The sequence below is a fragment of the Kribbella sp. CA-245084 genome (genome assembly GCF_050942355.1).
GTDB lineage: Bacteria > Actinomycetota > Actinomycetes > Propionibacteriales > Kribbellaceae > Kribbella.
The window spans coordinates 2,846,662-2,870,942 of record NZ_CP192053.1 but is presented as its reverse complement, the minus strand read 5'-3'; the positions used below and the strand labels follow the sequence as shown (position 1 = coordinate 2,870,942).

Here is a 24,281-nt window from a genome sequence, read left to right as displayed (position 1 = left end):
CGACCCAATCAGACAACGAGGTCAGTTGCCAACCGTTTAGACCGGCGCGACCTTGCCCTGGTACATGTACATGATCACGAAGTTGTCCGCGTACGGCGCGTTCTTCAGGATCGGGTCGTCGTCGGCCGGGAACTTCGCCACCCGGGTGCCCTCGAGCGCCGGGTTGTTACCGTAGCGCTCCCAGAGCGGGATGATCGGCAGCAGTTCGTTGAAGGCCATCGCCGCGGCGGTGACGTTCTTCTTCTGCTCGTCGAGGTTCAGGCCCTGTGCGGACTTGTCCACCACGGACTGCAGGTCGATCGGACCGGCCGAGGTGGTCTGCTTCAGCGGGAAGTTCATCCCCTTGCCGCCCGAGTTCGCCGCCGTCACGTAGTTGAACGTGTACAGGTTCTGGACGAAGGCGAAGTACGGGTGCGGGTGGTTCGACGCGCCCCAGGTCTGGATCGCGAAGTCGAACTTGCCGGCCAGGACGTCGGGGTTCAGCTGGGTGAAGGTGATACCCCGCTTGGTGATGTTGAACCCGAACTTGTTCAGCTGGTCGGCCGCGTTGGTGGCGGCCGGGTTCCAGTCGGCGAACTCGGTCGGGAACTTGATGTCGTACGCCGCCGGCTTGCCGCTCGGCAGCATCCACTTGCCGCCGGTCTGCTTCCAGCCCGCCGACTGCAGCAGGCTGGTGGCCTTGGCGAGGTCCTTCTCGTAGGCGTTCAGCTTCTTCTGGTCCGCGTCGGAGATCCAGTCCGGCACGGCGATGTCGGAGAAGCCGGCCATGTACTTGCAGGGCTTGCCGGAGTCGCCGAGCGCGACCGTGCCGTTCTCGGCGCGGTCGAGGACGTACGCGATCGCCTGGCGTACCTTCGGGTCGGACAGCTCCGGGTGCGCGGTGTAGTTGAACACCAGCGCCGGGCCGGAGTACACCGGCGGCCGGAGGATCCGGAAGCCGCTGGACTGCAGCGTCTTCTCGGTCGCGACCGCGAAGCCGTGGGTCGCGTAGTCGACGTCCTTGTTCAGGACGACGGGGGTGATGTCGGAGGTCTCACCGTTGTACAGGAGAACCTTGCTGAAGCCGATCTTGTCGGCGAACAGGCCCTTGTCGTTCTTGACCAGGTTCATCTGCGCGTTGGTCATGTTCTTCGCGTCGAAGTTGAACGGACCCGACACGACCGGGTTCTCCGGACGGAACTTCTGGAAGTCGCCGTTGAGCTGCTTGCCCTCGGCGCTGTCCAGGCTGGTCTTGGCCTTGCGCATCGTCTCGGCCTTGGTGGCCCACTCGCCGTACACCGAGTCGGGCATGATCGGCGCGCGGAGGATGTACCGCTCGAGCACGGTGGACGGCGTACCGATGGTGAAGGTCACCGTGGTGTCGTCCTTGGCGGTGACGTCGGACAGGAACGTCCACGACTGCTGGCGCATCAGCCAGTGCAGGTTGAACGTCGACACGACGTCCTTGGCGGTGACCGGCTTGCCGTCGCTCCAGGTCAGCCCGGAGCGCAGCTTCATCGTGTAGGTGCTGCTTGCCGCGTCCAGCGTGCCGGACTCGGCCATCATCCATTCCCACTTCTTGTCGGCCCAGTAGTACAGGCCGCCGCTGGGGTAGACGAGGTCGAGGTACGGGCTCTGCTGCTGGATGCCGTCCGTGACACCGGCGGCCAGGTTGAAGTGACCCTTCGGCGGCAGCTGGTACGGGTACGCGCCGTGGAACTCCTTGTTGGCGTTCTTGCTGCTGTCCCCGCTGTTGCTGTTCGGGGTACTCGGCGAGCAGGCCTCCAGCGACCCGATGCCGGCCACGCCGACACCGGCGATGCCGAACAGCTGGAGCACATGCCGGCGCGACATCGCGTTGGTCCGGGGGCTGGCCCCCGGGGAGTTGGTGCCGGAATCGTTGGTGCCGGTGGGACTCATTCCTTCGTCCTTTCTGATCTGATCGCACGACTGTGTGCGTCAGGCACTACTGGTTTGAGTTACTGCGAACCGCCCTCGCGTTTTTCCCGCCGCCGGGTCCAGACGACCCCGACGACGACGATCAGGCCCAGTAGCAGGCCCAAACACAAGGTGAACAGGGTGACGACGAACTCCGGAGTACCGGGCGACAGCGTGAGCAGCAAAGCTCCGCTGGCCAGTACCAGGAACGCCGCCCAGCCGAGCGCCGCCCGGCCGATCTGCGGTGACATCAGGCCACCGGCTCATCGGGCCGGACCTCCCCGGCGCCGTCGCGGGCCACCACGTGGCAGGCCGCGGACTGACCGGAACGGATCTCGATCAGCTCGGGGACCGCTCCGTCGCACAGCCCGTCCTCGAACAGCGGGCAGCGCGGGTGGAACGAGCATCCGCTCGGCAGGTGAGCCAGGCTCGGGATCTCCAGGCTGCGCAGGGATTCCCGGCCCTTGGTCTTGGTCAGATCCGGATCCGGCTCGGGGATCGCGTCGATCAGCGCCCGGGTGTACGGATGCGTCGGCGCGTTGATGATCTTCGGCGTCGGACCGAACTCGACGATCCGGCCGAGATACATCACCGCGGTCTTGCCGTGCCAGCCGAAGTACTTCGCGATCGCGAGGTCGTGGGTGATGAACAAGAACCCGACGCCGAGGTCGTCGCGCAGCCGGCCGAGCATCGCCAGCACGCTGATCCGGATCGACACGTCGAGCATCGAGGTCGACTCGTCCGCGATGATCAGCTTCGGGTCCAGCGTCAGCGCCCGCGCGACCGCGACCCGCTGGCGCTGTCCGCCGGACAGCTGATGCGGGAACTTCGGCAGGTAGTTCTCCGGCGGGGTCAGGTCGACCTTGGTGAGCAGCTCGGCCGCTTTGTCGGCCGCGGCCTTGGATCCCTTCACCACGCCGTGCTTGAGCAGCGGCGCGGTGATCGTCTGCAGGATCGTCCGGGTCGGGTTCAGCGAGGCGTACGGGTCCTGGTGGACGTACTGCACGCTGCGCCGGAAGGTGCCGAAGTCGCGCCGGTTCATCGACCAGATGTCGTTGCCGGCGAACTCGACCTTGCCGTCGGTCGGCCGGGCCAGACCCGCCGCCATCCGGGCCGCGGTGGTCTTGCCCGAGCCGCTCTCCCCGACCAGGCAGAGCACCTCGCCGGGGTTGACCGACAGATCGATGTTGTCGACCGCGCGGATCGGACCGGCCTTGGTGTCGAACACCTGGCTGACGCCGGCCAGCGTCATCAACGGCGCACGGCTGTCCGCTGAGGTCTCAGGGGTCTCCGGTGTCTTCTCCAGCGCGCTCATGACGCGGTCCCCAAGTCTTGACTGGGCGCCTCGCGGTCGAGGTGCACGTCCTTCCAGTGGATGCAGGCGACCTCGTGCGCGCTACCCGGCTCGTCGGTCACCGCGAGCAGGTCCGGTTCGGCCTCTCTGCACTCGTCCGTGGCGAACTTGCACCGCGGGTTGAAGGTGCAGCCCTTCGGCAGCGCGGCCAGGCTCGGCGGACCGCCCGGGATCGACTCCAGGTCGGGCAGATCGCCGACGATCGGCGGCACGGCCTTGATCAGCCCGAGCGTGTACGGGTGCCGCGGGCGGTAGAACAGATCCCGTACGCCGCCGGTCTCGACCAGGCGTCCGGCGTACATGGTGGCGACCCGGTCGGCGAGCTCGGCGGCCAGCGACAGGTCGTGCGAGATGAAGATCATCGAGAAGCCGAGCCGCTCCCGCACCTCGTGCAGGACGTCGACGATCGACCGCTGGGTGAGGATGTCGAGCGCCGTGGTCGGCTCGTCCAGGATCAGGACCTCGGGCTCGAGCAGCAGGCTCATCGCGATCAGCACGCGCTGCCGCATACCGCCGGACAGCTCGTGCGGGTAGCAGTCCATCACCCGCTCCGGCTCCAGCCGCACCAGCCGGAGCAGCTCACCGGCGCGGTCCTCGATCTCCTGACGCGTCGCCTTGGTGTGCGCGCGCATCGTGTCGTGCATGTGCGCGCGGATCTTCAGCACCGGGTTGAAGGCGTTCATCGCGCCCTGGAACACCATCGCCGCGTCCCGCCAGCGGAACTGCCGCAGGTCGCGCCCGTCCAGGCCCAGGATGTCGATCTCGGTACCGTCGCCGCGGTTGAAGATCACCTTGCCGCTGGCGTGACCGAGCCGCGGCAGCAGCCGGAGCAGCCCGAGCCCGAAGGTCGTCTTGCCGCAGCCGCTCTCCCCCACCAGGGCGAGGCTCTCGCCCGGGTACAGGTCGAGGTCTACGCCGCGGACGGCCTGCACCGTCGCGCCGGAGCCGGTGCGGTACTCGACCTTGAAGTCGCGGATCGACAGCAGGGGCTTGCCCTCGCCGCCACGCGCCGCGCGGGTGGCTCCCGACGTACTTGTCGTCACCATCGTCACCGGTCCCGGAGACGCGGGTTGAGGATCTCTTCGAGGGATCTCGTCATCATCACCAATCCGAGCAGCAGCAGGATGATCGCGACAATCGGGCTGAGGATCCAGGCCAGGCTGTTGTCGTTGAAGATCGCGCCGGCGATCCAGGCGCGGTTGAGCATGATGCCCCAGTTCGATCCGGTCAACGGCGCCAGACCGAGCAGGTAGAGGCCGACCAGCTGGTAGATCGCGTTGGTCACGCCGATCATGAAGTTCATCAGGATGAAGCTGGCCATGTTCGGCAGGATCTCGACGAACACCACCCGCGGCGTGCCGAGATCGAGCAGCCTGGCGGCTTCGACGAACTCACGTTCCTTCAGCGAGAACACCTGGGCCCGGACGGCCCGGGTCAGCACCGGCCAGGACAGACCGCCGACCAGCAGCGCCAGCAGGACCGGCGAGTCGAGCTTGAAGAACGCGCCGAGGACCGCGAGCAGGACGATCTGCGGGACGGTGAGGAACACGTCGGCCGCGGTGACGACGACCGAGTCGACCCAGCCGCCGAGGTAGGCCGCCAGTGAGCCGAGCACGATGGCGATCGTGGTGGAGATCGCCGCGGCGACGAAGCCGACGAAGATCACCGTCCGGCCGCCGCTGATCATCTGGATCAGGACATCCTTGCCCTCGTTGTCGGTGCCCAGCAGATGCCCGGGCGTCCCCGCGGGGAGCAGGATCTCCTTGATGTTCGGCGCCACCTCGGGGGTGAAGAACGGCCCGATCGCACTGATCAGCACCAGCAGGGCTACCAGCACGAAGCCGATGAAGCCGGCCGGACTGCGCCGCAGCGACTTGAGGATGCCGGCGAAGCGGGAGACGCCGGTGGTTCCGATCGCGGTGACCGGGATCGTTGCTTCAGTCATCTCGTCACCCCTTGCCCTGGACGCGGATCCGCGGATCCAGCCGGCTGTAGAGAATGTCGGCGAGCAGGTTGGCCGCCACCACCGAGATCGTGATGACCAGGAAGATCCCCTGCAGCACGGCGTAGTCGCGGCCGTTGACCGCGTTGAAGAGGCTGAATCCGATGCCCTGATAGCCGAAGATCTTCTCCACGAAGATCGATCCGCCGACCACGAATCCGAGCGAGACCGCGAGCGCGCTGAACAGCGGCAGGACGGCGTTGCGGCCGACGTACCCGTTCCTGATCCGCGAGTCGGACAGGCCGCGGGCCCGGGCGACGGTCACGTAGTCCTCACCGAGCGTCTCCACGGTCGACGACTTCATCACCAGCGCCCAGGAGCCGACCGTGGTCAGCGTGTAGGCCAGGATCGGCAGCGCCGCGTGGTAAAAGATGTCGTTCAGGAAGGCCAGGCTGAACGACGGATGCACGCCTGGTGTGTACGACCCGCGCGCCTCGGTCAGGTTGAACCATTGCAGTTTCACCCCGAGGAAGACGACGATCAGGATCGCCAGGATGTAGTTCGGGATCGCGTGCAGGAACGCGCCGATCGAGGTGAGCGTATGGTCGACCCAGGTCTCGCGGCGATAGGCCATGATCATGCCGGCCGCGATGCCGATGACGAACGCGAGCACCGTAGCCACGCCGACCGAGAACAGCGTCCACGGCAGGTAGGTCTTGATGACCGAGGCAACGGTCGTGCCCGGCGAGAGCGCCGAGTTGCCGAAGTCGCCTTTCAGCAGGTTCAGCATGTACGTCGCGTACTGCTGGATCAGCGGCGCGTTCGGGTCCAGGGAGAAGAGGTTCTTCGCCTGCGCGGCGGCAGCCTCGTACGAGATGCCGGTCTGCGCGATCTGGGTCTGGATGTAGGTGTCGACCGGGTTACCCGGCAGCAGCCGGACCAGGAAGAACGTACCGGTAGTGACGATGAAGACGGTCAAGACGGCCTTGAAAAGTCTTCGGACAAGCCAGGCGTTGAAGAACCGCCGAGCGGCCGAGGGTCTCGGTTCGACAACCGGTCCTTCGATCAGCTCCGACGCGGGTGTCTCGACCGCACCGCTCACTGCTCACCTCCACGCGACTGCCAGGGAAAGTCGGTGGCGCAGACCACTCAACAGCACGACTTAGTAACGCTGTCTTGCAAGGATCTGCGCATAGTGACGACAGTGTGCGCAACCCCGGTCATCGAGTCAACGTCTTGAGGCAACGTTGAGACAACGTTGCGGTCAGTGACGCAACGGTACCCGGGCGTACTGGAATCGCCCGCCCCTGAAACAGAGACGGGCGATTCGCCGGAGGAATGTGACGCAGTCAGCGCGTGGCGCGGTTGACAGCCGAGACAACTGCCTTCAGCGAAGCAGTGAGAATGTTCGCGTCCCGCCCGACACCCCAGAAAACGTCCTCGCCGACCTCGCACTCGACGTACGCCGCGGCGAGCGCGTCACCGCCCGCGGACAGCGCGTGCTCGTGATAATCCAGCACCCGTACGTCGTACTTCAGCGGCTTGATCGCGTCGACGAAGGCCGAGACCGGGCCGTTGCCCTCGCCAACCAACTCGTGGGGCACGCCATTGGAATAGACCTGAACCCGGAGCTGGTCGCCCTGGCCCTCGCCGGACGTCGAGTTGACGCTCAGCAGCGACAGCTTGCCCGGTGCGAGGTACTCGGCCGCGAAGATGTCCCACATCTGCTGCGGGCCGACCTCGCCGCCCTCGTTGTCGGTGTGCTGCTGGATCACCCGGCTGAACTCGATCTGCAGCCGGCGCGGCAGGTCGAGCCGATGCTCGGACTTCATCATGTACGCGACGCCGCCCTTGCCGGACTGCGAGTTGACCCGGATCACGGCCTCGTAGCTGCGGCCGACGTCCTTCGGGTCGATCGGCAGGTACGGCGCCTCCCAGGCGATGTCGCCGACCGGCTTGCCCTCGGCCGCGGCCTGCTTGTCCAGCGCCTCCAGGCCCTTCTTGATCGCGTCCTGGTGCGAGCCGGAGAAAGCGGTGTAGACCAGGTCGCCGGAGTACGGCTGGCGCTCGGGAACGCGCATCTGCGTGCAGTACTCGACCGTACGGCGGATCTCGTCGATGTCGGAGAACTCGATCTGCGGGTCGATGCCCTGGCTGAACAGGTTCATCCCCAGCGTGACCAGGTCGACGTTGCCGGTGCGCTCGCCGTGCCCGAACAGGCAGCCCTCGACCCGGTCGGCGCCGGCCATCAGCGCGAGCTCGGTCGCGGCCACCGCCGTACCGCGGTCGTTGTGCGGGTGCAGGCTGATCGCGCTGTGCTCGCGCCGGGTCAGGTGCCGGCCGAACCACTCGATCTGGTCGGCGTACACGTTCGGGGTGCACATCTCGACGGTGGCCGGCAGGTTCAGGATGATCTCGCGGCCCTCGGCGGGCTGCCAGACGTCGCTGACCGCCTCGCACACCTCGAGCGCGAACTCCAGCTCGGTGCCGGTGAAGATCTCCGGGCTGTACTGGTACCCGAACTCGCAGTCGCCGAGCATCTCGTCGGCGTACTTCATCACGGTCTCGGTGCCGCGGACGGCGATGGTGCGGCACTCGGCCTTGTCGACGTTGAAGACGACCCGGCGGAACAGCGGCGCGGTCGCGTTGTACAGGTGGATCGTGGCCTTCGGCGAGCCCTGCAGCGACTGCACGGTCCGCTCGATCAGCTCCTCGCGCGCCTGGGTCAGCACCGAGATCGTCACGTCGTCCGGGATCGCGTCGGACTCGATCAGGCTGCGGACGAAGTCGAAGTCGTACTGGCTGGCGCTCGGGAAGCCGACCTCGATCTCCTTGTAGCCCATCTTCACCAGCAGGTCGAACATCCGCCGCTTGCGGGCCGGCGACATCGGCTCGACCAGGGCCTGGTTGCCGTCGCGGAGGTCGGTGGACAGCCAGCGCGGCGTACGGTCGACGGACTTGGCCGGCCAGGTGCGGTCGGGCAGGTCGATCGGCGGGAACGCACGGTAGCGATGGGTCGGCATACCGGACGGCTGCTGGACGGGCTTGGGCTGGTTCTTCGGTGCCACGGGGGTTCTCCTCGAGAAGCTGTCTACTGCGGGGTCGCTAGGACGACCGGCGAACGACAGAACTCCGCGGCGAGGGAACCGGCCTTAACAGGCCTCGCCGCGGCAGCGAAGGAGGAGAAGCTGGTGCCGCATGATGGCAACCACTCTATGCACAACTCCCCCGGCCCGTCGAACCGGGGGTCTCGACGGACGAGACACTCAGAGTGACGTCGTGCTCGCTGAGGATGTGCTGAGGATTGCATCCGGGGTTCGGTCGCCGGTCGTGCGACGGTGCGAGGATGGCCCGATGACTGCGCGGGTGCTGGTGGTGGAGGACGCGGAGCCGATCCGGACCGCCGTCGGCATCGCGCTGACCGAAGCCGGCCACACCGTGCTCACCCGCCCGGACGGCGAGGGGCTCGAGCGGGACCTCGCGGAGTACCGGCCGGACCTGGTGCTGCTCGATGTGATGCTGCCCGGCCGGGACGGATTCGAGCTGCTCACGGTCACGCGGGAGACGTCGAATGCCGGGGTGATCCTGCTGACCGCGCGTGACGCCGTCGGCGATCGGCTGCACGGGTTGCGGACCGGCGCGGACGACTATGTGGTCAAGCCGTTCGTCCTGGCCGAGCTGATCGCGCGGGTCGAGGCGGTCCTGCGGCGGATGGGACGACTGCGAACGGTTCTCGAGGTCGGCGATCTCGAGGTGGATGTCGAGGCGCGATCGGTACGCCGGGGCGGGACGCCGATCGAGCTGACCGCGACCGAGTTCAAGCTGCTCACGTTCCTGGCCGGGCGCGACGGGAAAGTGGTCGGCAAGACGCAGCTGCTGACCGCGGTCTGGGGGTACGACGACTACGCGGACAACCTGGTCGAGGTGTACGTGAGCGGGCTGCGACGCAAGCTCGAGGCGCACGGTCCGCGGCTGCTGCACACCGTCCGTGGGTCCGGGTACGTGCTCCGTGCGTGTGAGGGGCCATGAGAGGACTGCGGACCGGATCGCTGCGCGTTCGGGTGACGGCGACGGCGATCGCCGTACTGCTGGTCGTGCTGCCGATCACCGGGCTGACGGTGAAGGCGGTGTTCGACGCGCAGGCCGAGCGCAGCCTCGACTCGCTGCTCACCGGTCGCGCCCAGCTCGCTCAGCAACTCGCCCGCCAGAATGTTGCTCCAGGCAACTTGGTACGACGGGTCGATGCCGACGGCGTGCGGGTCACGCTGATCCTGCGGAACGGGCGACAGGTGGGCGCACCGCCGATCGACGCCGGCGGGACCGTGCGGCAGGTGAAGGCGACGCTGCAGGCCGGACAGCAGACGAAGGGCGCGACGCTGATGCTGTCCGCCGACACCAGCCTGCTCGCCGACGCGAGCGCACGACTTCGAACGGTGCTGTTGATCTCCGGCGCTTTGGCCATCCTCATCACCGCGCTGGCGCTGGTGATCGGGATGCGGTTCGCACTGGCTCCACTCGATGCGATGACCGGGTTGGCGCGATCGATCGCCGCCGGTCGGCGAGGCGGGCGGTTGCAGCCGGAGCGCGCGGACACGGAGCTCGGGCGTACGGCGGCCGCGTTCGACGAGATGCTCGATGCGCTCGAGGGCGCCGAGGGCGCTGCGCGACGTTCGGAAGATCGGATGCGTGAGTTCGTCGCGGACGCCGCGCACGAACTGCGTACTCCGATCGCCGGTCTCCAGACGGCCGCCGAAACGTTGATCCAGCTCGGCCCGCGGGCTACCCAGCGCGGACAGCTCGAACTCCTGCTGGTGCGGGAGTCTCGCCGCGCCGGCACATTGGTCTCCGACCTGCTGGAGCTGAGTCGAATCGACGCCGGCCTGCAGCTGCATCTCACGCAGGTCGACCTCCACCACCTCGCCGAATCGCAGGCCGCTCGCCTCCGGCTGGTCGCACCCGATCTGGAGGTCGAGGTCGACGGCTCGGCCATCGTCTCCGCCGACCCGGAGCGGCTGGCCCAGGTCCTCGCCAACCTCGTCGACAACGCCCGGCAGGCGGGCGCCCAGACGATCCGCCTCACCGTCGACGCGTCCGGCGTACTCGTGGAGGACGACGGTCCCGGAGTACCGCCGGAAGCTCGCGAGCGGATCTTCGAGCGCCTCGTCCATGGCCCGCACAGCAAGGGCGCGGGTCTTGGTCTGGCCATCGCTCGCGGTGTCGCCCGAGCTCACGGCGGCGACCTCACTGTCGGAGACCGCGCCGACGGAAAGTCCGGCGCGGCTTTCTGCCTGCGGCTGTCACACCCGCAGTAGCCCGTCGATGGTCGTGGTGTGGTCGGCGAGGATCTTGCCCGGGTCTTCGCCGAGGACGTGCTGCACCATCGTGGCGTAGACATCGCGGAAATCCGTGCCGGCTTTGAGGTCGCCGTTGGACAGGTCGGTCAGGCTCGGCTGGTTGCCATAGAAGCCACCGGCAACCTTCTCGCCGAGCACGAAGACCGGGCCGGCGGTCCCGTGGTCGGTGCCGTCGCTTCCATTGGCCTGAACCCGGCGGCCGAACTCGGAGTACACCAGCACGACGGCGTTCTTCCCACGGTCCGTCTTCTGCAGCCGCTGGACGAACGGCGTCAGCGCGCCGTCGAGCTCGGTCAGCAGTCGCTGCTGTGTGCCGCGCTCATCCGCGTGCGTGTCGAATCCGCCGAGCGAAGCGGAGTACGCCCGAGTCGGCACGCCGGCCTCGATCAGGCCGGCGATCAGTTCGAGCTGCGCGCCGAGCTGCGACGTACCGCCCGCGGATGCACCCTTGGTGCGCTCCTCGTCGTCATCGTCCTCCTGGTCGTGTCCGCTCTTGACCGCCTTGCCCAGCACCTGCGTCGCGTTCTGCAGGTCCAGCACGGACTTGGCCGCCCGCGCCTGCCAGTGGCCCTCACCCGGACTCGGCTTGCCCAGCGCGGCGTACGCCGTACCTAATGCGCCGCCTGGCAAGGACAGCCCGCGCAACGGGAGCGAGGCAGCGGCCGTGGTCTCGCCGGCCAGGAGTGGCGGCAGGGTCGGTTCGACGGAGACCGCACGCAGCGGGTCGCTGCCGGTGGCGTCGAGCCAGCGGCCGAGCCAGCCGGTCGGGATCGGCGACTTGGGCGATGCCGTCTGCCAGATCGCCATCGACCGGAAGTGGCTGCGATCCGGGTCCGGGTACCCGACGCCGCGCACGATCGCGAGCCGCTTGTCGTCCCACAAGCCCTTGAGGCCCTTCATCCCCGGGTTCAGCCCGAGCCCGTCGCCGAGGTCGAGCACCTCGTTCGGCTGGTAGGCCAGATCCGGCCGCGCCTTCTGGTACGCCGGGTCCGCCGCCGGCACGACCGTGTTCAGCCCGTCGTTCCCGCCGTACAAAGTGATGACGACGAGGACCGACTGGTCGCTCGGCAACGGATCGTCGACGGCCGCGGCCATCAGGTCGGACCAGTTCACCTGGGTCGCTCCAGCGGCCAGCGCCCCGGCCGCCGTCACCCCGCTGAGCGCCAGGAACCGCCTTCTCGTCACGATGTTCATCGGTCCTCCACTCATCCACTCACGACGTACTCGGGTGCACAGGCTGCGACTGCTGTCAGTTGCGCTGCGTCTTTCAGGCCGGCCAGCGCGGTCTTGGTCCGCTCGGACCAGCCGTCGACGCCGAGCAGGGCGGCGACGGCGTTGGCGTCCTTGACTGCGGACAGGTCGGCCTTCTTCGCCAGCTGTTGCGCGAGTTGGAGCCGGGTGACACCGGCCGAGGTCGTCAGCCAGCTCGATCCGGCCGGCCAACCGCCGACGCTGGGCGGGCGGTACGGCAACTGGCCCATGCCGCGCAGGCCGGCGAGCAGCTTGGTCTGCTCCTTCTCCTCGAGCTTGCTCGGCCGGAGTCGCAGCGCCCGCATCAACCCGACCGCCCACTCCACCGGCTCCTTCACCAGACTCGACGCCGGGTCCTTGAACGCCGCCTCGGCAACCATTGCCGTCAGCAACGACTTCACGTCACGGTTCACGCCGTACGCCGTTGTCAGCCGCGCGACTGTTGCCGCATCGGGCGGCGTCGCCGACACCAGCCGGAACCACAGCCGTCCGATCACGAACCCGGCCGACGCGGGTTGGGCGAGCGCGAGCCGCGCGAACCCCTTCGCGTCGAAGTCGCCGGTCTTGCCGAGCACTGTCTTACTGCCGGTGTCGAACCGCTTCCGCTCGAAGGCCGCAGCGTCCTTGCGCAACACCCAACCGGTCAGACTGCGGGCGCCTTGGGCGACGTCGGCCTCCTGGTAGTGGCCGATGCCGAGCGTGAACAGCTCCATGAACTCGCGGGCCAGGTTCTCGTTCGGTGAACCCTTGCGGTTCTTCTGGCCGTCGAGCCAGCGGATCATCGCGGTGTCGACGATCATCGCCTGGGCCAGGTCGCCGAACCGGCCGAGGGCGACGGTGCGCTGGGTCTGGTTCTGCGCCAGCATCCAGGCCGCGTTGCGAACCTTCTGGTTGCTGGTCGCGAAATGCCCGTGCCAGAACCAGGTCAGCCGCTCGGTCGCGGTTCGGCTGACCACCATCCGGTCGAGCCACCAGATCGTCAGCTTCCGCTCCTGCGCGGCCCGCTGCTTGTTGGCGGCCTTCTTCGCGTCCTTGTCCTGATCCTTCTTCTTCACGGTCTCGGGCGGCTCCAGACCGGTCGGCGCCGGGACCGCGGCGGCCGCCGCATCCTTCGCCGGACCCAGCAGTCGCCGTACGGTCGCCTCGACGCCGGTCTCCAGGTCACCCGGCGCCGGCCCGAACCCGAACCGGTCGTTCAGCCGCCGTACGACGGCCCGCTCGCTGATCTCGGTCATGTCCCCGATGGTTTCCAGTCCGCGGCCCCCGGACCAGGATCCGGCGGCTTTCTTCAGCCGATCCACAGGTCCTGAGTAGACACCGTCTATGGCGGTGCTGTAGACACTGTCTACGTGATCGCTCTCGGCTTGCTGACCGCCTCCGCGGGCTGTCATGCGACGTGGAACCTGCTGCTGAAGAAGGGCGGTCTCGGCGGTCCTGCCTTCGTGTGGATGTGCGGTCTGTTGACGCTGCCGATCTCGCTCGTGCTGCTGGCCCGCGGGTCGGCTGCCTGGTGGGCCGGACTCGTGAGCATGGCGCTGCACACGACGTACGCCGTCACGCTGCAGAAGGCGTACGGCGCTGGCGCGTTCTCGACCGTCTATTCGGTGAGTCGCGGGTCCGCTCCGGCGCTGGTGGCGGTCGTGACTCTGGGCGGACCGCAGGTGTATGGCGGGGCGGCGCTGGTGTTGGTCGGCGTACTCCTGATGGAGCGGCCGCGGTCGTCGCGTGGCGTCGGGCTCGGGCTGGCGGTTGCGGGTTGCTCGGCGGCGTACACGCTCTGGGATGCGTACGCCGTCACGTCGCTGCACGTCGACCTGCTGATGTATCTCGCGGTGGCGAATGTGGCGCAGGTCGTTGTGCTGTCGCCGTTGGCGCGCCGGAGTGCGCTAGCGGACTGGCGGCGAGCGCTGCCGGTTGCCGTCTTGACGCCGGCCAGTTATGGGCTGGTTCTGCTGGCCCTGTCGTTCGCGTCGGTCGGGGCGGTGGCGATCGGACGGACGCTGAACGTCGTGGTCGGCGCGGCACTCGGTGCTGTTGTACTTCGGGAGCGGCCGCGTATCGGAGGGTTGCTCGTCATCGTGGCCGGCATCTTGCTGGTCAGTGGTCCGCGCATCCTTGCCTTCAAGGAAACTTGAGCTATTAGCGTGCTCGGCATGACTCAGATGAGGATCGCCCGGCCGAGCACCGGCCTGGCGGCGATCGAGCGGTTCTATGTCGACGGTCTCGGTTTGAGCGTGCTGTATCGGAAGGCAGACGAGCACCACCATCTCCTGATGGTCGGCCGGCCCGACGCCGAATGGCACCTGGAGCTGGTCGAGGATCCGGAGGTGCGGCCGCAGCCGACCGAGGAGGATCTGCTGGTGATCTACCTCGACGGACCGGTGCCGGACGACCTGGTCGAACGGCTGGTCTCGGCGGGCGGTCGCGTCGTACCGTCGCGCAACCCGTACTGGGACACTTGGGGTGTGACGATCGTCGATCCCGACTCCTACCGGCTCGTGCTCTGCACGCGATCCTGGAGCAACAAATGACCCTCCTCGAGCGGATCGGTACGCATGGGCTCGGCGTGCTGGTCACCATCAAGCGCGACGGGCGGCCGCAGCTGTCCAACGTCACGTACGTGTTCGACGGCACCCGCGTGCGGGTCTCGCTGACCGACGGTCGTGCGAAGACCAAGAACCTGCGCCGTGACCCGCGCGCCAGCTTGTACGTCGACGGGCCGCGCGGGCGCACGTACGTCGTACTGGAAGGTAAGGCCGAACTCAGCCCGGTCGCGGCCGATCCGCACGACGCCGTTGTCGAGGACCTGGTCGACTACTACCGGACCGCGTCGGGCGAGCACCCGGACTGGGACGAGTATCGCGCGGTGATGGTCGCGGACAAGCGGCTGATGTTCTCGATGACCGTCGACCACGCCTACGGGATGCCTAAGCCGTAGCTTCGTCTAGGTCGGGAGTCACTCGGGCCGCCCGGGCGGCCTCGCGGTAGCGCCGGGGCGCCATGCCGTTGACGCGTTTGAAGGCGTTGCTGAAGGCACTGTCGGACGTGTAGCCGAGCGAATGCGCGAGGGCGGACAGCGACTGATCGTCGTCGCGCAGCGCTCGCTCGGCGAGGCGCATGCGCCAGTTGAGCAGGTACGTGAGGGGCGGCACGCCGGCCACGGAGCGGAAGCGCTCGGCGAACGTCGTACGCGACATCGCGGCGGCCCGAGCGAGCTCGTCGAGCTGCCACGCCCGGCCGGGCTCGTCGTGCATCAGACGCAGGGCTGGGGCGATGCGCTCGTCGGCGATCGCGCGCAGCCAGCCGACGGGGAGGTCCTCGGCCTGTGCGAGGCAGGCACGCAGCGCCTCGAGGAAGAGCAGGTGCGCGACGTCGTCGGCAGCCAGGCTCGCACCGAGCTCGGCAGTCGTTGCCTCATGCAACAACCGGTTCAGCAGCCAGTGGAAGGTCGCCGACCGCTCGTCGGTGACGCGGAGATGGATGACCGGCGGAAGGGCGCGCATCAGCAGTTCTTCGCCGGTGCGGTTCAGGCTGACGTGGCCGCCGACGCCGACCACCCGCGGGCCCTCGCCGGTCAGGACGCCGCTGCCGAAGCGGGCGATCGGTCCGTCGCTGGCGCCGAACGCGGCGACCGCATCCTCGACCGGTACGGCGTCGGAGTTGCCCTTCACGAACTCGTGCCGGCCGTCGAACAGCACGACATCCCCCGGCTCGAGCTCGATGCGGCCGGTGGCGAGCTCGTCGTCGAAGTCGATCCAGCAGGTTCCCTCGACGGCTGCGGTGAACTTGAGGCGGTTCGTCGCCGGGTAGTGCAGCGCCCACTCGCCGATCGCCTCGAAGCCGCGGGAGACGTGGCAGTGCGCCTCGGTCAGCGCGAGGGTGTCGGTGAGCGGATCGGTCACCTCCGTACTATCGCGCAAGTTATCGGCACTCTCAAGCATTCTGCGTCCGGATATCCCGGCCTACCGTCGAAGGATGCAAACACCGATGGGTTCAGGATTCAGCGCGGCTTCCACGACGTACGACGTACTCGACGGCGTCGAGCTGCACGGGAAGGTCGCGATCGTCACCGGCGGGTACTCCGGGCTGGGCAAGGAGACTGTCCGCGCCTTCCGGTCCGCGGGAGCCGACGTCATCGTGCCGGCGCGCGATGTGGCGCGGGCTTCCGCCGAGCTGGCGGATATCGACGGGGTTGTCGTGGAGGAGCTGGATCTGCTCGATCCGGCGAGCATCGATGCGTTCGCGGATCGATTCCTGGCGTCGGGGCGCGCGCTGCACATCCTGGTGAACAGCGCGGGGATCATGGCGAATCCGCTGACGCGTGACGCCCGCGGGTACGAGTCGCAGTTCGCGACGAACCATCTCGGGCATTTCCAGCTCACGACGCGGTTGCTGCCGGCGTTGCGGCAGGCCGGTGGCGCGCGGGTGGTCGCGGTGTCGTCGCGCGGGCATCGGTACAGCGCGGTCGATTTCGACGACCCGAACTACGAGCATCGCGAGTACGCGCCGTATCCGGCGTACGGGCAGTCGAAGACCGCGAACATCCTCTTCGCCGTCGAGTTGGACCAGCGGGAGCGGGCGAATGGGATCCGCGCGTTCGCCGTCCATCCGGGCAGCATCATCACGCATCTGGCCCGCTACTCGGACCGCGAGACGTTGCGCGAGGGCGGGTTCCTGGACGAGAACTACGAGCCGATCATCGATCCGGCGCGTGGGCTGAAGACAGCCGAGCAGGGCGCGGCGACGCAGGTGTGGTGCGCGGTCAGCCCGCAGCTCGACGGGTACGGCGGGGTGTACTGCGAGGACGTCGATATCGCGGTGGTGCATGCGTCCGACGTACCGGACACCGGGGTGCTTGCGGTGACGCCGGGCGCGTTCGGCGTACTGCCGTATGCGATCGACCCGGAGAACGCGCGGCGGCTGTGGAAGCTCAGCGAGGAACTTCTCGACCGCGGATAAACCAGTCGCGGTAACTGGGTCGCTCGGTGGACGCTGGGGCGGTGGAGATCTCGAAACTGCTACCCGACGACGAAGCCGGGTGCGCCGAAGCCGTTGCGCTGAAGAACTCAGCCGCCAAGCTCGACTGCCCGGAGATGCTGCAGCCGACCGCGCGCAGCTATGCGAACATGCTGCGCTACGGGTGGGACATGGAGCCCGAGTACGCCTACCTGGCGCGCGACGCCGACGGGAACGCCATCGGACTGCTGGCCATGGGCGTCAACCTCTACGACAACACGAACCAGGTCTGGATCGACGTCGACGTCCATCCGGATCATCGTGGCCGTGGTGTCGGGTCGGCACTGTTCGAGTACGCCGAGAGCCTGACCCGCGAGCTGGGCCGGGACACGATCGGCTACGGCTGCGTGGACCTGCCGAAGGCGGACGCGTTCGCCCGGCGGCACGGGTTCGTCCAGAAGGCCGTCGAGGTGAACCGTCGGCAGGACCTGACAGGGCTGGACTACGGCGTGGTCCAGCGGCTGTACGACGACGCGGTCGCCGCGTCCACGTCGTACGAACTGACCAAGCTGACCGGGCCGCTGCCGGAGGAGTTGCTGGAGGACATGGTCACGCTGACCAGCTCCATCAACGACGCGCCGAAGGACGACCTCGACATGGAGGACGACGTCTACAGCCCCGCGCGACTGCGGGCGTACGAAGAGGCGCAGTCCAAGAGCGACCACACCGTCTACCGCGTGATCGCCCGTGAGAAGTCGACCGGTGCCCTTGCCGGCCACACCGTCATCTCGGTCGAGCGCGAGCGTCCCCACGTCGGCGAACAACACGACACCGCGGTCGACCGAGCCCACCGAGGCCATCGCCTGGGGGCCCTGGTGAAGTCCGCCATGCTCCTCTGGCTCCGCGACACCGAACCGGCTCTCACCCAGGTCGACACCTGGAACGCCGAGTCCAACAACCACATGATCAGCATCAACGAACAACTCAACTACAGAGTCATCGCACGGATCCTGGCCTACCAGAAGAAGCTCTGAAACAGACCGGGGGCGCCGCAACCAGCGGCGCCCCCGGCTTTCTACTGCTGAAAGCTCACTCGCCCACGAGCTGGTTCCAGTGGCCGGTGATCGGGAAGATGCCGGTGCCCGGGATGGTGCCGCCGGTGACCCGGCCGTAGGACGTGACAGCCGTCGCCGAGCCGTTGAACTTGCTCGTCGCGTACTGGTACGCCGAGTCGGTGTCGTTGTCGAAACCGGTCACCAGCGAGCCGCCCTTGTCACCGCAGCCCCGGGCGGCCAGCGACTCGTACGCCGCGAAGCCCGTGCTGCGCACCAGCTTCAGGATCGGCTTCGTCGAGGCGGCGGCCGGGATCCGGACCGTCCACAGCGCGCCGGCCTTGGTGGTCATCAGCAGCGTGTCGTACGACGGGTTCTCCGCCACCACGGTCATCGCCTTGAAGCCCTTGAAGCCGGCGAAGTGGCCGAGCGCCCGGAAGGTGGCACCCGACGCCGCGTAGCGGTAGAGGCTGCCGTTGGTGCTCAGCCCGTACAGGTACGAGCGGTTCGGCGCGGTGATGGCGTAGTTCGACGTCACGAGCTGGGTGAAGCTGGTCCAGCCGGAGCCGATCCGCGCGTACGTCGGCCGCGCGTTGTCGGTGTCGAAGTAGGTGACACCGCGGTACAGCGTGCCGCCCTGCACGAACAGGCTGTGGTAGTAGAAGTGCGTGTCGGTCTGCACGCCGTACCACGTCGTGTTGAGGCGGGTGCCGACGAACTTGAACTCGCCGAAGAACTCACCGCGCGGGGGCTTGGCCGGCGTGACCAGGACGTCGTTGATCCCCGGCGTCGGGGTGTTGAAGCCGACATCCTGCAGGCATCCCCCGGAGGCGAGCTTGGTGTTCGGCGTGGTCTTCAGGTTGCCCTTGGCCGAGTTGGCGATCGCGGGCGTCGGGTCGGACCGGACGGCGGCGGTGGCCGGGCCGGCGGCGGCCGTGGCGGCGAGCATACCGACCCCGGCCAGGGCGAGCGCGAAGCGCTGCAATTTCATACTGGGAGTCCCCCTCAGGACATGAATGACCTCGATGGGCCTCGAGGTCGGGCGCGAGCATAACGCGCGCAGGGGACGGAAAGCGCCGCAATTGCACCTTGTTGCAACAGTTCCAGGCTAGACCGCCTGAACCACTGTGACCTTCATCTCGTCGAAGAGGGCGAAACTAGGTGAGGCCGAACAACTCGGCGACCTGGTCTGCCAGCTCGTCTTCGGTGCGGCCGACGTCGACCACGAGGCCGGTGAGACCGAGACGGTCCGTCTGACCGGTGACTCGTTCGGTGAACATCCGGTCCCGCTCCAACAAGTTGCCCAGGGCCCGCTCCGGCGCACTCGTCCGCCCGGCGATGTCCCAGAGCGACCCCCGCTGCTCGAACGCAGCTCGTTGAAAGCCCGGCGTCGGCAGCAACCACACGCCCTGCCGTCGATCGGCCAGCAGCGGCTCGACCAGCTCCGGCAGCAGGCGGAAACCCTCCACCACGACCCGCTCCGCCGGCAGGCTCAGCAGATCCTCGACGATGAGCTCGAAGGCCTCGCCGCGGAACCAATGGAAGGTGTCGAGCATGACCTCCGGTGAGCGGTTCGCCCAGCGCTCGTCCATGTCCATGGCGAGGAAGTGCTGCAGGTACGGCGTTTCGCCGGGACTGCTGCGCGCCGTGTGGTCGCTCATCACGCGATCGGTGTCGTACCGGCGAAGGCCGAACCGGTCGGCCAGTCGGCGAGAGATTGTCGACTTGCCGCCGCCCGTGCCGCCCCCGAGCCAGTAAACGTGGGCGAGATCAGTCATGCCGGCTCGACGATCGTTACCTTCATTTCGTTCGAGAGGGTGAAGCCGAGGGATTTGTAGAGGCGGATGGCGTTGGTGTTGGTGGCGCCGGTGTGGAGGAACGGGGTGCGATCGGTGGTGGTGATGTGGGCGGCTACGGCTGCGATCAGGCGGCGAGCGAGGCCCTGGCCCTGGTACGACGGGTGGGTGCAGACGGCGCTGATCTCGGTGTAGTCCGGGAGCGCGAAGCGGGTGCCGGCCATGGCGATGAGGTCGCCGTCGCGGCGGATGCCTAGGTAGGTGCCCAACTCGATGGTGCGGCTGCGGAAGGGGCCGGGGTCGGTGAGGGCGACGAGCGCGAGCATCTCTGCGACGTCGTTCGGGCCGAGCTGGATCGCCTCGTCGTCGGGCGCCGCGAGGCCCTCGGGGGCGACGAACTGGACCAGGTCGAACTGCCGGTCGAGCTTGAGCGACGCGGGAACCGGGAAGTCCGGCCGCATCAGCGCGCCCGTCGTGCCGGGGCCGAGGAGTGCGGCCGCGTCGGACCAGTCCTGCTCGGTGGGCTCGTCGGGCAGGGCGAGGAACGGGGCGACGGCCGACGGATAGCGACGGGCGTTGCCGCGGATCTCGGCGAGGTGGGAGTGCGGGCCGGTGAGGGCGGCGTACACAGGGTTCTGGAGGCTCATCAGAATCCCAGTTTGCGCAGGTTCTTCGCGTCTGTCTGCCAGTTTTTGGCGATCTTGACGTGCAGGTCGAGGTACACCGGCGTACCGAGGAGAGACTCGATCTGCTTGCGCGCCGCAGCGCCGACCTCGCGCAGGCGGGCGCCCTTGTGGCCGATCACGATCCCCTTCTGGCTCTCCCGCTCGAGGAAGATGTTCGCGTAGATGTCCAGCAGCGGCTTGTCCTCGGGACGGTCCTCGCGCAGGTTCATCTCGTCGATGGTGACCGCGATCGAGTGCGGCAGCTCGTCCCGCACACCTTCCAGCGCGGCCTCGCGGATCAGCTCGGCGACGAGCGTCTCCTCCGGCTCGTCGGTGATGTCACCGTCCGGGTAGAGCGGGAAACCGACCGGCAGCAGCTTCACCAACTCGTCGGCGACCACGTCGACCTGGTAGCCGGACGTCGCCGAGACCGGGACCACGGACGCCCACTCGATCCCGACCGACTCCCCCAGCTTGGCGATCTCGGCCAGGTGCTCGACCATCCGATCCGGCTCGACCAGGTCCGCCTTGGTGGCCAGGGCAACCTTCGGCGTCTTCGCGACCTTCGCCGCCTCGCTCACCAGGAACCGGTCGCCGGGACCGATCTTGTCACTGGCCGGCAGGCAGACCGCGATCACGTCGACCTCGGCCCAGGTGGTTTTCACCACGTCGTTCAGCCGCTCGCCGAGCAGCGTGCGCGGCTTGTGCAGTCCGGGGGTGTCGACCAGGATCAGCTGGGCATCCGGCCGGTGCACGATCCCGCGGACGGCGTGCCGCGTGGTCTGCGGTTTCGACGAGGTGATGACGATCTTCTGGCCCACCAACGCGTTGGTGAGCGTGGACTTGCCGGCGTTGGGCCGACCCACGAAGCAGGCGAACCCTGCCTTGAAGTTCTCAGGTGTGGACGACATCGCGGGCCTCTCCGGTGCCATTGGCATGTACTACGGGAACGTTGGCGCCGGCGAAGTGCCGTACGACCCCGACGTCGACGGAATCCGCGTCGGTGACGACCGCGGCGGCTTCCAGACCCTTCACACCCGACGCGAGCGCCATCGCGACCGCGAGCTGCAGCGCGGTCAGCTCGACGGTGTCGAGCGCGACCGTGCACGCGGCGTACGTGCGCCCGTCGGAGTCGCGGACAGCGGCCCCTTCAGCGGCCCGAGTCCGGGCCCGGGCAGCGCGCGCGAGCGTGACAAGTTTGGCGTCCTCCGCCGAAAGGTCTGACAACAAAAGCTCCAAAGGAGGGGTGGTGGGGGCTAGGCGTGCTGGTGGTTCTGGTCCTGGGGCGCGGGGGTGGTCTCCTCGCGTCGTACCAGAACCGTACCGACCTGGTTGCGGCGGCCGGACGGCCGCTCCGCCGTGAGCGACAGGCCCTCGATCGCGACCTCGGCGCCGGGGATCGGCACCTTGCCGAGCAGCTTGGCCATCAGACCGCCGACCGTGTCCACATCGTCGTCGTCCAGCGGTACGCCGAACAGCTCGCCCAGCTCGTCGATCGGCAACCGGCTCGACACCCGGTACGAGCCGTCGGACAGCTCCTGCACCGAGTCGGGATCCTCGTCGTACTCGTCGGTGATCTCGCCGACGATCTCCTCGAGGATGTCCTCGATCGCCACCAGGCCCGCCGTGCCGCCGTACTCGTCGACGACGATCGCGAGGTGCATCCGGGCCGCCTGCATCTCGCGGAGCAGCTCGTCGACCGGCTTGGAGTCCGGGACGTACATGCACGGCCGCATGACCGACTCGACCCGCTCGGTCGACTCGGCCTGCGCGTTGTCGTAGACGCGGCGCATCACGTCCTTGAGGTAGACGACGCCGAGGATGTCGTCGAGCGACTCGCCGATCACCGGGATCCGCGAGTAGCCGGAGCGCAGCGCCAGCGACGTGAGCTGACGGAGCTTCTTGTGCCGCTCGATGTAGACCATGTCGGTCCGCGGCACCATCACCTCGCGGACGATCGTGTCACCGAGCTCGAAGACCGAGTGGATCATCTGCCGCTCGCCGGACTCGATCACCGCCGACTTCTCCGCGTAGTCGACCAGCGCGCGCAGCTCGGCCTCGGTCGCGAACGGCCCCTCGGCGAATCCCTTGCCCGGGGTCAGCGCGTTGCCGATCAGGATCAGGAACTTCGGCAGCGGTCCGAGGATCTTGGTCAGCGCCATCACCGGACCGGCCGAGATGATCGCGAACCGGTCCGAGTGCTGCCGGCCGAGCGTCCGCGGCGCGACCCCGATGATCACGTACGACACCAGCACCATCACCACGGCGGTGATCAGGATGTGCTCCCAGGTCACCGACAGGACTTCGGACAGCGCCTGGGTGACGAGCACGATCGCGGTGATCTCGCAGATCAGCCGGAGCAGGAGCAGCGAGTTCAGGTACCGCGGGGCGTCGGACAGCAGGTCCCGCAGCCGGACGGCCCGCAGGTTGCCCAGCTCGACCTGCTCGTTCGCGCGCACCTTCGAGTACGACGACAGCGCTGCCTCGGCGCCGGCGAAGAGACCGGCGAGCAGGACGAGCACCGCAGCCACAACCAGGAGAACGAGGTCGTGGGAGGTCACCGCAACGTCACTCCTGCCTCAGACACTCTCGAGCCGGTTCCCAGGTGCCCGCCATGCTTCCAGCAGGCGGCCCTGGACGTCCCACATCTCCGCTTTCTCGGCGGGTTCCGCGTGGTCGTACCCGAGCAGGTGCAGGATGCCGTGCACCGTCAGCAACTCCAGCTCGGCCCACGTGCCGTGGCCGGCCTTCGCGCCCTGCGCGGCCGCGACGGTCGGGCAGAGCGCGATGTCGCCGAGATGACCGAGCGGCAGGTCGCCGTCGTCATCGTCGGACGGACCCGGCCGCAGCTCGTCCATCGGCCACGACATCACGTCGGTCGGACCCGGCAGGTCCAGGAACTCGACGTGATACCGCGCCATGGTGTCCTCGTCGACCAGCTTGATCGACAGCTCACACTCCGGGTGCAGCTTCAGGGACGACATCACGAACCTGCTGAGCCGCATCAGTCCGTGGGCGTCGATCTCCACCCCGGACTCGTTGTTGACCTCGACGTTCATCGGTGGTTGTCAGCACTACCTTCATAGTTTTCGTACGCCGAGACGATCCGGCCGACCAGCTTGTGCCGGACCACGTCGTGCGAGGTCAGCCGGCAGAAGGTCAGGTCCTGCACACCTTCGAGGATGTCCTGGACGACGCGCAGACCGGAGTTCGTCCCGGTCGGCAGGTCGACCTGGGTGACGTCGCCGGTGACGACCATCTTCGAGCCGAATCCGAGCCGGGTGAGGAACATCTTCATCTGCTCCGGCGAGGTGTTCTGCGCCTCGTCGAGGATGATGAAGGCGTCGTTCAGCGTCCGGCCGCGCATGTAGGCCAGCGGCGCGATTTCGATCGTGCCGGCCGTCAGCAGCCGCGGGATCGACTCCGGGTCGAGCATGTCGTGCAGGGCGTCGTACAGCGGGCGCAGGTACGGGTCGATCTTCTCCGACAGCGTGCCGGGCAGGAACCCGAGCCGCTCACCGGCCTCGACGGCCGGCCGGGTCAGGATGATCCGGCTGACCTCCTTCGCCTGCAGCGCCTGGACCGCCTTGGCGACCGCCAGGTAGGTCTTACCGGTACCGGCCGGGCCGATGCCGAAGACGATCGTGTTCTTGTCGATCGCGTCGACGTACCGCTTCTGGTTCAGCGTCTTCGGGCGGATCGTGCGGCCGCGGCTGGACAGGATGTTCTGCGTCAGCACGTCGGCCGGGCTCTCGGCCGTGGCCTGCTTGATCATCGCGATGCTGCGCTCGACCGAGTCGGCGGTCAGCCCGTGCCCGGTCCGGATCACCACGATCAGCTCGTCGATCAGCCGCTCGGCCAGGGCCAGTTCGGCCGGCTCGCCGTTGAGCGTGATCTCGTTGCCGCGGACCATGATGTCGGCGGCGAACTCCTTCTCGACGATGCGGAGGAACTCGTCCCGGGCTCCGAGCAGGGCCACCATGTCGATGCTGTT

25 protein-coding genes are annotated in these 24,281 nt (G+C 67.9%); 7 read left to right on the top strand and 18 right to left on the bottom strand.

The window, feature by feature from the left end; all coding sequences use genetic code 11:
• Positions 1-36: 36 nt before the first annotated feature.
• The 7 genes from ACQPYH_RS13925 to leuA form a co-directional block, all read right to left on the bottom strand.
• Positions 37-1,899 (bottom strand): ABC transporter substrate-binding protein, encoded by a 1,863-nt coding sequence (locus tag ACQPYH_RS13925; RefSeq protein ID WP_432891002.1) that lies wholly within the window; start codon positions 1,897-1,899, stop codon positions 37-39.
• A 59-nt stretch (positions 1,900-1,958) separates the two neighbouring features.
• Positions 1,959-2,168, bottom strand: coding sequence for a hypothetical protein (locus tag ACQPYH_RS13920; protein WP_198681903.1), 210 nt, complete (start codon positions 2,166-2,168; stop codon positions 1,959-1,961).
• Positions 2,168-3,232 carry an ABC transporter ATP-binding protein gene (locus tag ACQPYH_RS13915; protein WP_432890999.1) on the bottom strand — a complete coding sequence of 355 codons (1,065 nt, stop codon included), beginning with the start codon at positions 3,230-3,232 and terminating at the stop codon, positions 2,168-2,170. The genes ACQPYH_RS13920 and ACQPYH_RS13915 overlap by 1 nt, the downstream gene beginning before the upstream one ends.
• Positions 3,229-4,317, bottom strand: coding sequence for an ABC transporter ATP-binding protein (locus tag ACQPYH_RS13910; protein WP_432890996.1), 1,089 nt, complete (start codon positions 4,315-4,317; stop codon positions 3,229-3,231). Before ACQPYH_RS13910 ends, ACQPYH_RS13915 begins: the two co-directional genes overlap by 4 nt.
• A gap of 2 nt (positions 4,318-4,319) precedes the next feature.
• Complete coding sequence (locus ACQPYH_RS13905; RefSeq protein ID WP_432890993.1) at positions 4,320-5,216, bottom strand: ABC transporter permease; 897 nt, start codon at positions 5,214-5,216, stop codon at positions 4,320-4,322.
• A gap of 4 nt (positions 5,217-5,220) precedes the next feature.
• Entirely contained in the window at positions 5,221-6,315 is a 1,095-nt protein-coding gene (locus tag ACQPYH_RS13900) for an ABC transporter permease (RefSeq protein ID WP_432890991.1), read from the bottom strand.
• A 247-nt stretch (positions 6,316-6,562) separates the two neighbouring features.
• Positions 6,563-8,236 (bottom strand): 2-isopropylmalate synthase, encoded by a 1,674-nt coding sequence (leuA, locus tag ACQPYH_RS13895; protein WP_432894398.1) that lies wholly within the window; start codon positions 8,234-8,236, stop codon positions 6,563-6,565.
• A gap of 331 nt (positions 8,237-8,567) precedes the next feature.
• On the opposite strand from leuA, the gene ACQPYH_RS13890 reads away from it, so the two are divergent.
• Together ACQPYH_RS13890 and ACQPYH_RS13885 are read left to right on the top strand one after the other, a co-directional pair.
• Positions 8,568-9,242 carry a response regulator transcription factor gene (locus ACQPYH_RS13890; RefSeq protein WP_432890988.1) on the top strand — a complete coding sequence of 225 codons (675 nt, stop codon included), beginning with the start codon at positions 8,568-8,570 and terminating at the stop codon, positions 9,240-9,242.
• Positions 9,239-10,525: a sensor histidine kinase gene (locus tag ACQPYH_RS13885; RefSeq protein WP_432890986.1), complete on the top strand. Its 1,287-nt coding sequence runs from the start codon at positions 9,239-9,241 to the stop codon at positions 10,523-10,525. The genes ACQPYH_RS13890 and ACQPYH_RS13885 overlap by 4 nt, the downstream gene beginning before the upstream one ends.
• Here ACQPYH_RS13885 and ACQPYH_RS13880 read toward each other — a convergent pair.
• Both ACQPYH_RS13880 and ACQPYH_RS13875 read right to left on the bottom strand, forming a co-directional pair.
• Positions 10,511-11,761: a DUF1501 domain-containing protein gene (locus ACQPYH_RS13880; RefSeq protein WP_432890984.1), complete on the bottom strand. Its 1,251-nt coding sequence runs from the start codon at positions 11,759-11,761 to the stop codon at positions 10,511-10,513. The genes ACQPYH_RS13885 and ACQPYH_RS13880 overlap by 15 nt on opposite strands.
• Before the next feature lie 11 nt (positions 11,762-11,772).
• Positions 11,773-13,053 (bottom strand): DUF1800 domain-containing protein, encoded by a 1,281-nt coding sequence (locus ACQPYH_RS13875; protein WP_432890982.1) that lies wholly within the window; start codon positions 13,051-13,053, stop codon positions 11,773-11,775.
• A gap of 114 nt (positions 13,054-13,167) precedes the next feature.
• On the opposite strand from ACQPYH_RS13875, the gene ACQPYH_RS13870 reads away from it, so the two are divergent.
• The 3 genes from ACQPYH_RS13870 to ACQPYH_RS13860 are packed head-to-tail and all read left to right on the top strand — an operon-like array spanning position 13,168 to position 14,756.
• On the top strand, positions 13,168-13,953 hold the full coding sequence (locus ACQPYH_RS13870; protein WP_432890979.1) for a hypothetical protein: 786 nt from the start codon (positions 13,168-13,170) through the stop codon (positions 13,951-13,953).
• Positions 13,954-13,971: 18 nt separating this feature from the next.
• The gene (locus ACQPYH_RS13865; RefSeq protein WP_432890976.1) at positions 13,972-14,349 is read left to right on the top strand and encodes a VOC family protein; all 378 of its coding nucleotides are present in this window, start codon (positions 13,972-13,974) and stop codon (positions 14,347-14,349) included.
• Positions 14,346-14,756, top strand: a complete 411-nt coding sequence (locus ACQPYH_RS13860; protein WP_432890974.1) for a PPOX class F420-dependent oxidoreductase — start codon at positions 14,346-14,348, stop codon at positions 14,754-14,756. Before ACQPYH_RS13865 ends, ACQPYH_RS13860 begins: the two co-directional genes overlap by 4 nt.
• Here the strand turns inward: ACQPYH_RS13860 and ACQPYH_RS13855 are convergent.
• Positions 14,746-15,720 (bottom strand): AraC family transcriptional regulator, encoded by a 975-nt coding sequence (locus ACQPYH_RS13855; protein WP_432890971.1) that lies wholly within the window; start codon positions 15,718-15,720, stop codon positions 14,746-14,748. The two genes, ACQPYH_RS13860 and ACQPYH_RS13855, sit on opposite strands and share 11 nt — an antisense overlap.
• Before the next feature lie 85 nt (positions 15,721-15,805).
• Here ACQPYH_RS13855 and ACQPYH_RS13850 point away from each other — a divergent pair, with 85 nt between their 5' ends.
• Together ACQPYH_RS13850 and ACQPYH_RS13845 are read left to right on the top strand one after the other, a co-directional pair.
• The gene (locus ACQPYH_RS13850; protein WP_432890968.1) at positions 15,806-16,777 is read left to right on the top strand and encodes an oxidoreductase; all 972 of its coding nucleotides are present in this window, start codon (positions 15,806-15,808) and stop codon (positions 16,775-16,777) included.
• Between the two features lie 41 nt (positions 16,778-16,818).
• Positions 16,819-17,808 (top strand): GNAT family N-acetyltransferase, encoded by a 990-nt coding sequence (locus ACQPYH_RS13845; RefSeq protein WP_432890966.1) that lies wholly within the window; start codon positions 16,819-16,821, stop codon positions 17,806-17,808.
• 55 nt (positions 17,809-17,863) lie between these two features.
• On the opposite strand, the gene ACQPYH_RS13840 is transcribed toward ACQPYH_RS13845, so the two are convergent.
• The 8 genes from ACQPYH_RS13840 to ACQPYH_RS13805 form a co-directional block, all read right to left on the bottom strand.
• The gene (locus ACQPYH_RS13840; protein WP_432890963.1) at positions 17,864-18,817 is read right to left on the bottom strand and encodes a hypothetical protein; all 954 of its coding nucleotides are present in this window, start codon (positions 18,815-18,817) and stop codon (positions 17,864-17,866) included.
• 166 nt (positions 18,818-18,983) lie between these two features.
• Positions 18,984-19,604 carry a hypothetical protein gene (locus ACQPYH_RS13835; RefSeq protein ID WP_432890960.1) on the bottom strand — a complete coding sequence of 207 codons (621 nt, stop codon included), beginning with the start codon at positions 19,602-19,604 and terminating at the stop codon, positions 18,984-18,986.
• The gene (locus ACQPYH_RS13830; protein ID WP_432890958.1) at positions 19,601-20,269 is read right to left on the bottom strand and encodes a GNAT family N-acetyltransferase; all 669 of its coding nucleotides are present in this window, start codon (positions 20,267-20,269) and stop codon (positions 19,601-19,603) included. Before ACQPYH_RS13830 ends, ACQPYH_RS13835 begins: the two co-directional genes overlap by 4 nt.
• Positions 20,269-21,198 (bottom strand): GTPase Era, encoded by a 930-nt coding sequence (gene era / locus ACQPYH_RS13825; RefSeq protein WP_432890955.1) that lies wholly within the window; start codon positions 21,196-21,198, stop codon positions 20,269-20,271. The genes ACQPYH_RS13830 and era overlap by 1 nt, the downstream gene beginning before the upstream one ends.
• A complete protein-coding gene (locus tag ACQPYH_RS13820) occupies positions 21,182-21,517 on the bottom strand; it encodes a cytidine deaminase (protein ID WP_432890953.1) in 336 nt (111 codons plus the stop codon). Before ACQPYH_RS13820 ends, era begins: the two co-directional genes overlap by 17 nt.
• A gap of 26 nt (positions 21,518-21,543) precedes the next feature.
• Positions 21,544-22,848 carry a hemolysin family protein gene (locus ACQPYH_RS13815; protein ID WP_130447148.1) on the bottom strand — a complete coding sequence of 435 codons (1,305 nt, stop codon included), beginning with the start codon at positions 22,846-22,848 and terminating at the stop codon, positions 21,544-21,546.
• An 18-nt stretch (positions 22,849-22,866) separates the two neighbouring features.
• Positions 22,867-23,346 (bottom strand): rRNA maturation RNase YbeY, encoded by a 480-nt coding sequence (gene ybeY / locus ACQPYH_RS13810; RefSeq protein ID WP_134097364.1) that lies wholly within the window; start codon positions 23,344-23,346, stop codon positions 22,867-22,869.
• Entirely contained in the window at positions 23,343-24,269 is a 927-nt protein-coding gene (locus tag ACQPYH_RS13805; RefSeq protein ID WP_432894396.1) for a PhoH family protein, read from the bottom strand. The genes ybeY and ACQPYH_RS13805 overlap by 4 nt, the downstream gene beginning before the upstream one ends.
• Positions 24,270-24,281 lie beyond the last annotated feature (12 nt).

Bases quoted from the DNA above. Each gene is read 5' to 3' on its own strand.
- ACQPYH_RS13925 (WP_432891002.1), bottom strand. From the start codon at position 1,899: ATGAGTCCCACCGGCACCAACGATTCCGGCACCAACTCCCCGGGGGCC.
- ACQPYH_RS13920 (WP_198681903.1), bottom strand. From the start codon at position 2,168: ATGTCACCGCAGATCGGCCGGGCGGCGCTCGGCTGGGCGGCGTTCCTG.
- ACQPYH_RS13915 (WP_432890999.1), bottom strand. From the start codon at position 3,232: ATGAGCGCGCTGGAGAAGACACCGGAGACCCCTGAGACCTCAGCGGAC.
- ACQPYH_RS13910 (WP_432890996.1), bottom strand. From the start codon at position 4,317: ATGGTGACGACAAGTACGTCGGGAGCCACCCGCGCGGCGCGTGGCGGC.
- ACQPYH_RS13905 (WP_432890993.1), bottom strand. From the start codon at position 5,216: ATGACTGAAGCAACGATCCCGGTCACCGCGATCGGAACCACCGGCGTC.
- leuA (WP_432894398.1), bottom strand. From the start codon at position 8,236: ATGCCGACCCATCGCTACCGTGCGTTCCCGCCGATCGACCTGCCCGAC.
- ACQPYH_RS13890 (WP_432890988.1), top strand. From the start codon at position 8,568: ATGACTGCGCGGGTGCTGGTGGTGGAGGACGCGGAGCCGATCCGGACC.
- ACQPYH_RS13885 (WP_432890986.1), top strand. From the start codon at position 9,239: ATGAGAGGACTGCGGACCGGATCGCTGCGCGTTCGGGTGACGGCGACG.
- ACQPYH_RS13880 (WP_432890984.1), bottom strand. From the start codon at position 11,761: ATGAACATCGTGACGAGAAGGCGGTTCCTGGCGCTCAGCGGGGTGACG.
- ACQPYH_RS13875 (WP_432890982.1), bottom strand. From the start codon at position 13,053: ATGACCGAGATCAGCGAGCGGGCCGTCGTACGGCGGCTGAACGACCGG.
- ACQPYH_RS13865 (WP_432890976.1), top strand. From the start codon at position 13,972: ATGACTCAGATGAGGATCGCCCGGCCGAGCACCGGCCTGGCGGCGATC.
- ACQPYH_RS13860 (WP_432890974.1), top strand. From the start codon at position 14,346: ATGACCCTCCTCGAGCGGATCGGTACGCATGGGCTCGGCGTGCTGGTC.
- ACQPYH_RS13850 (WP_432890968.1), top strand. From the start codon at position 15,806: ATGGGTTCAGGATTCAGCGCGGCTTCCACGACGTACGACGTACTCGAC.
- ACQPYH_RS13840 (WP_432890963.1), bottom strand. From the start codon at position 18,817: ATGAAATTGCAGCGCTTCGCGCTCGCCCTGGCCGGGGTCGGTATGCTC.
- ACQPYH_RS13835 (WP_432890960.1), bottom strand. From the start codon at position 19,604: ATGACTGATCTCGCCCACGTTTACTGGCTCGGGGGCGGCACGGGCGGC.
- ACQPYH_RS13830 (WP_432890958.1), bottom strand. From the start codon at position 20,269: ATGAGCCTCCAGAACCCTGTGTACGCCGCCCTCACCGGCCCGCACTCC.
- era (WP_432890955.1), bottom strand. From the start codon at position 21,198: ATGTCGTCCACACCTGAGAACTTCAAGGCAGGGTTCGCCTGCTTCGTG.
- ybeY (WP_134097364.1), bottom strand. From the start codon at position 23,346: ATGAACGTCGAGGTCAACAACGAGTCCGGGGTGGAGATCGACGCCCAC.
- ACQPYH_RS13805 (WP_432894396.1), bottom strand. From the start codon at position 24,269: ATGGTGGCCCTGCTCGGAGCCCGGGACGAGTTCCTCCGCATCGTCGAG.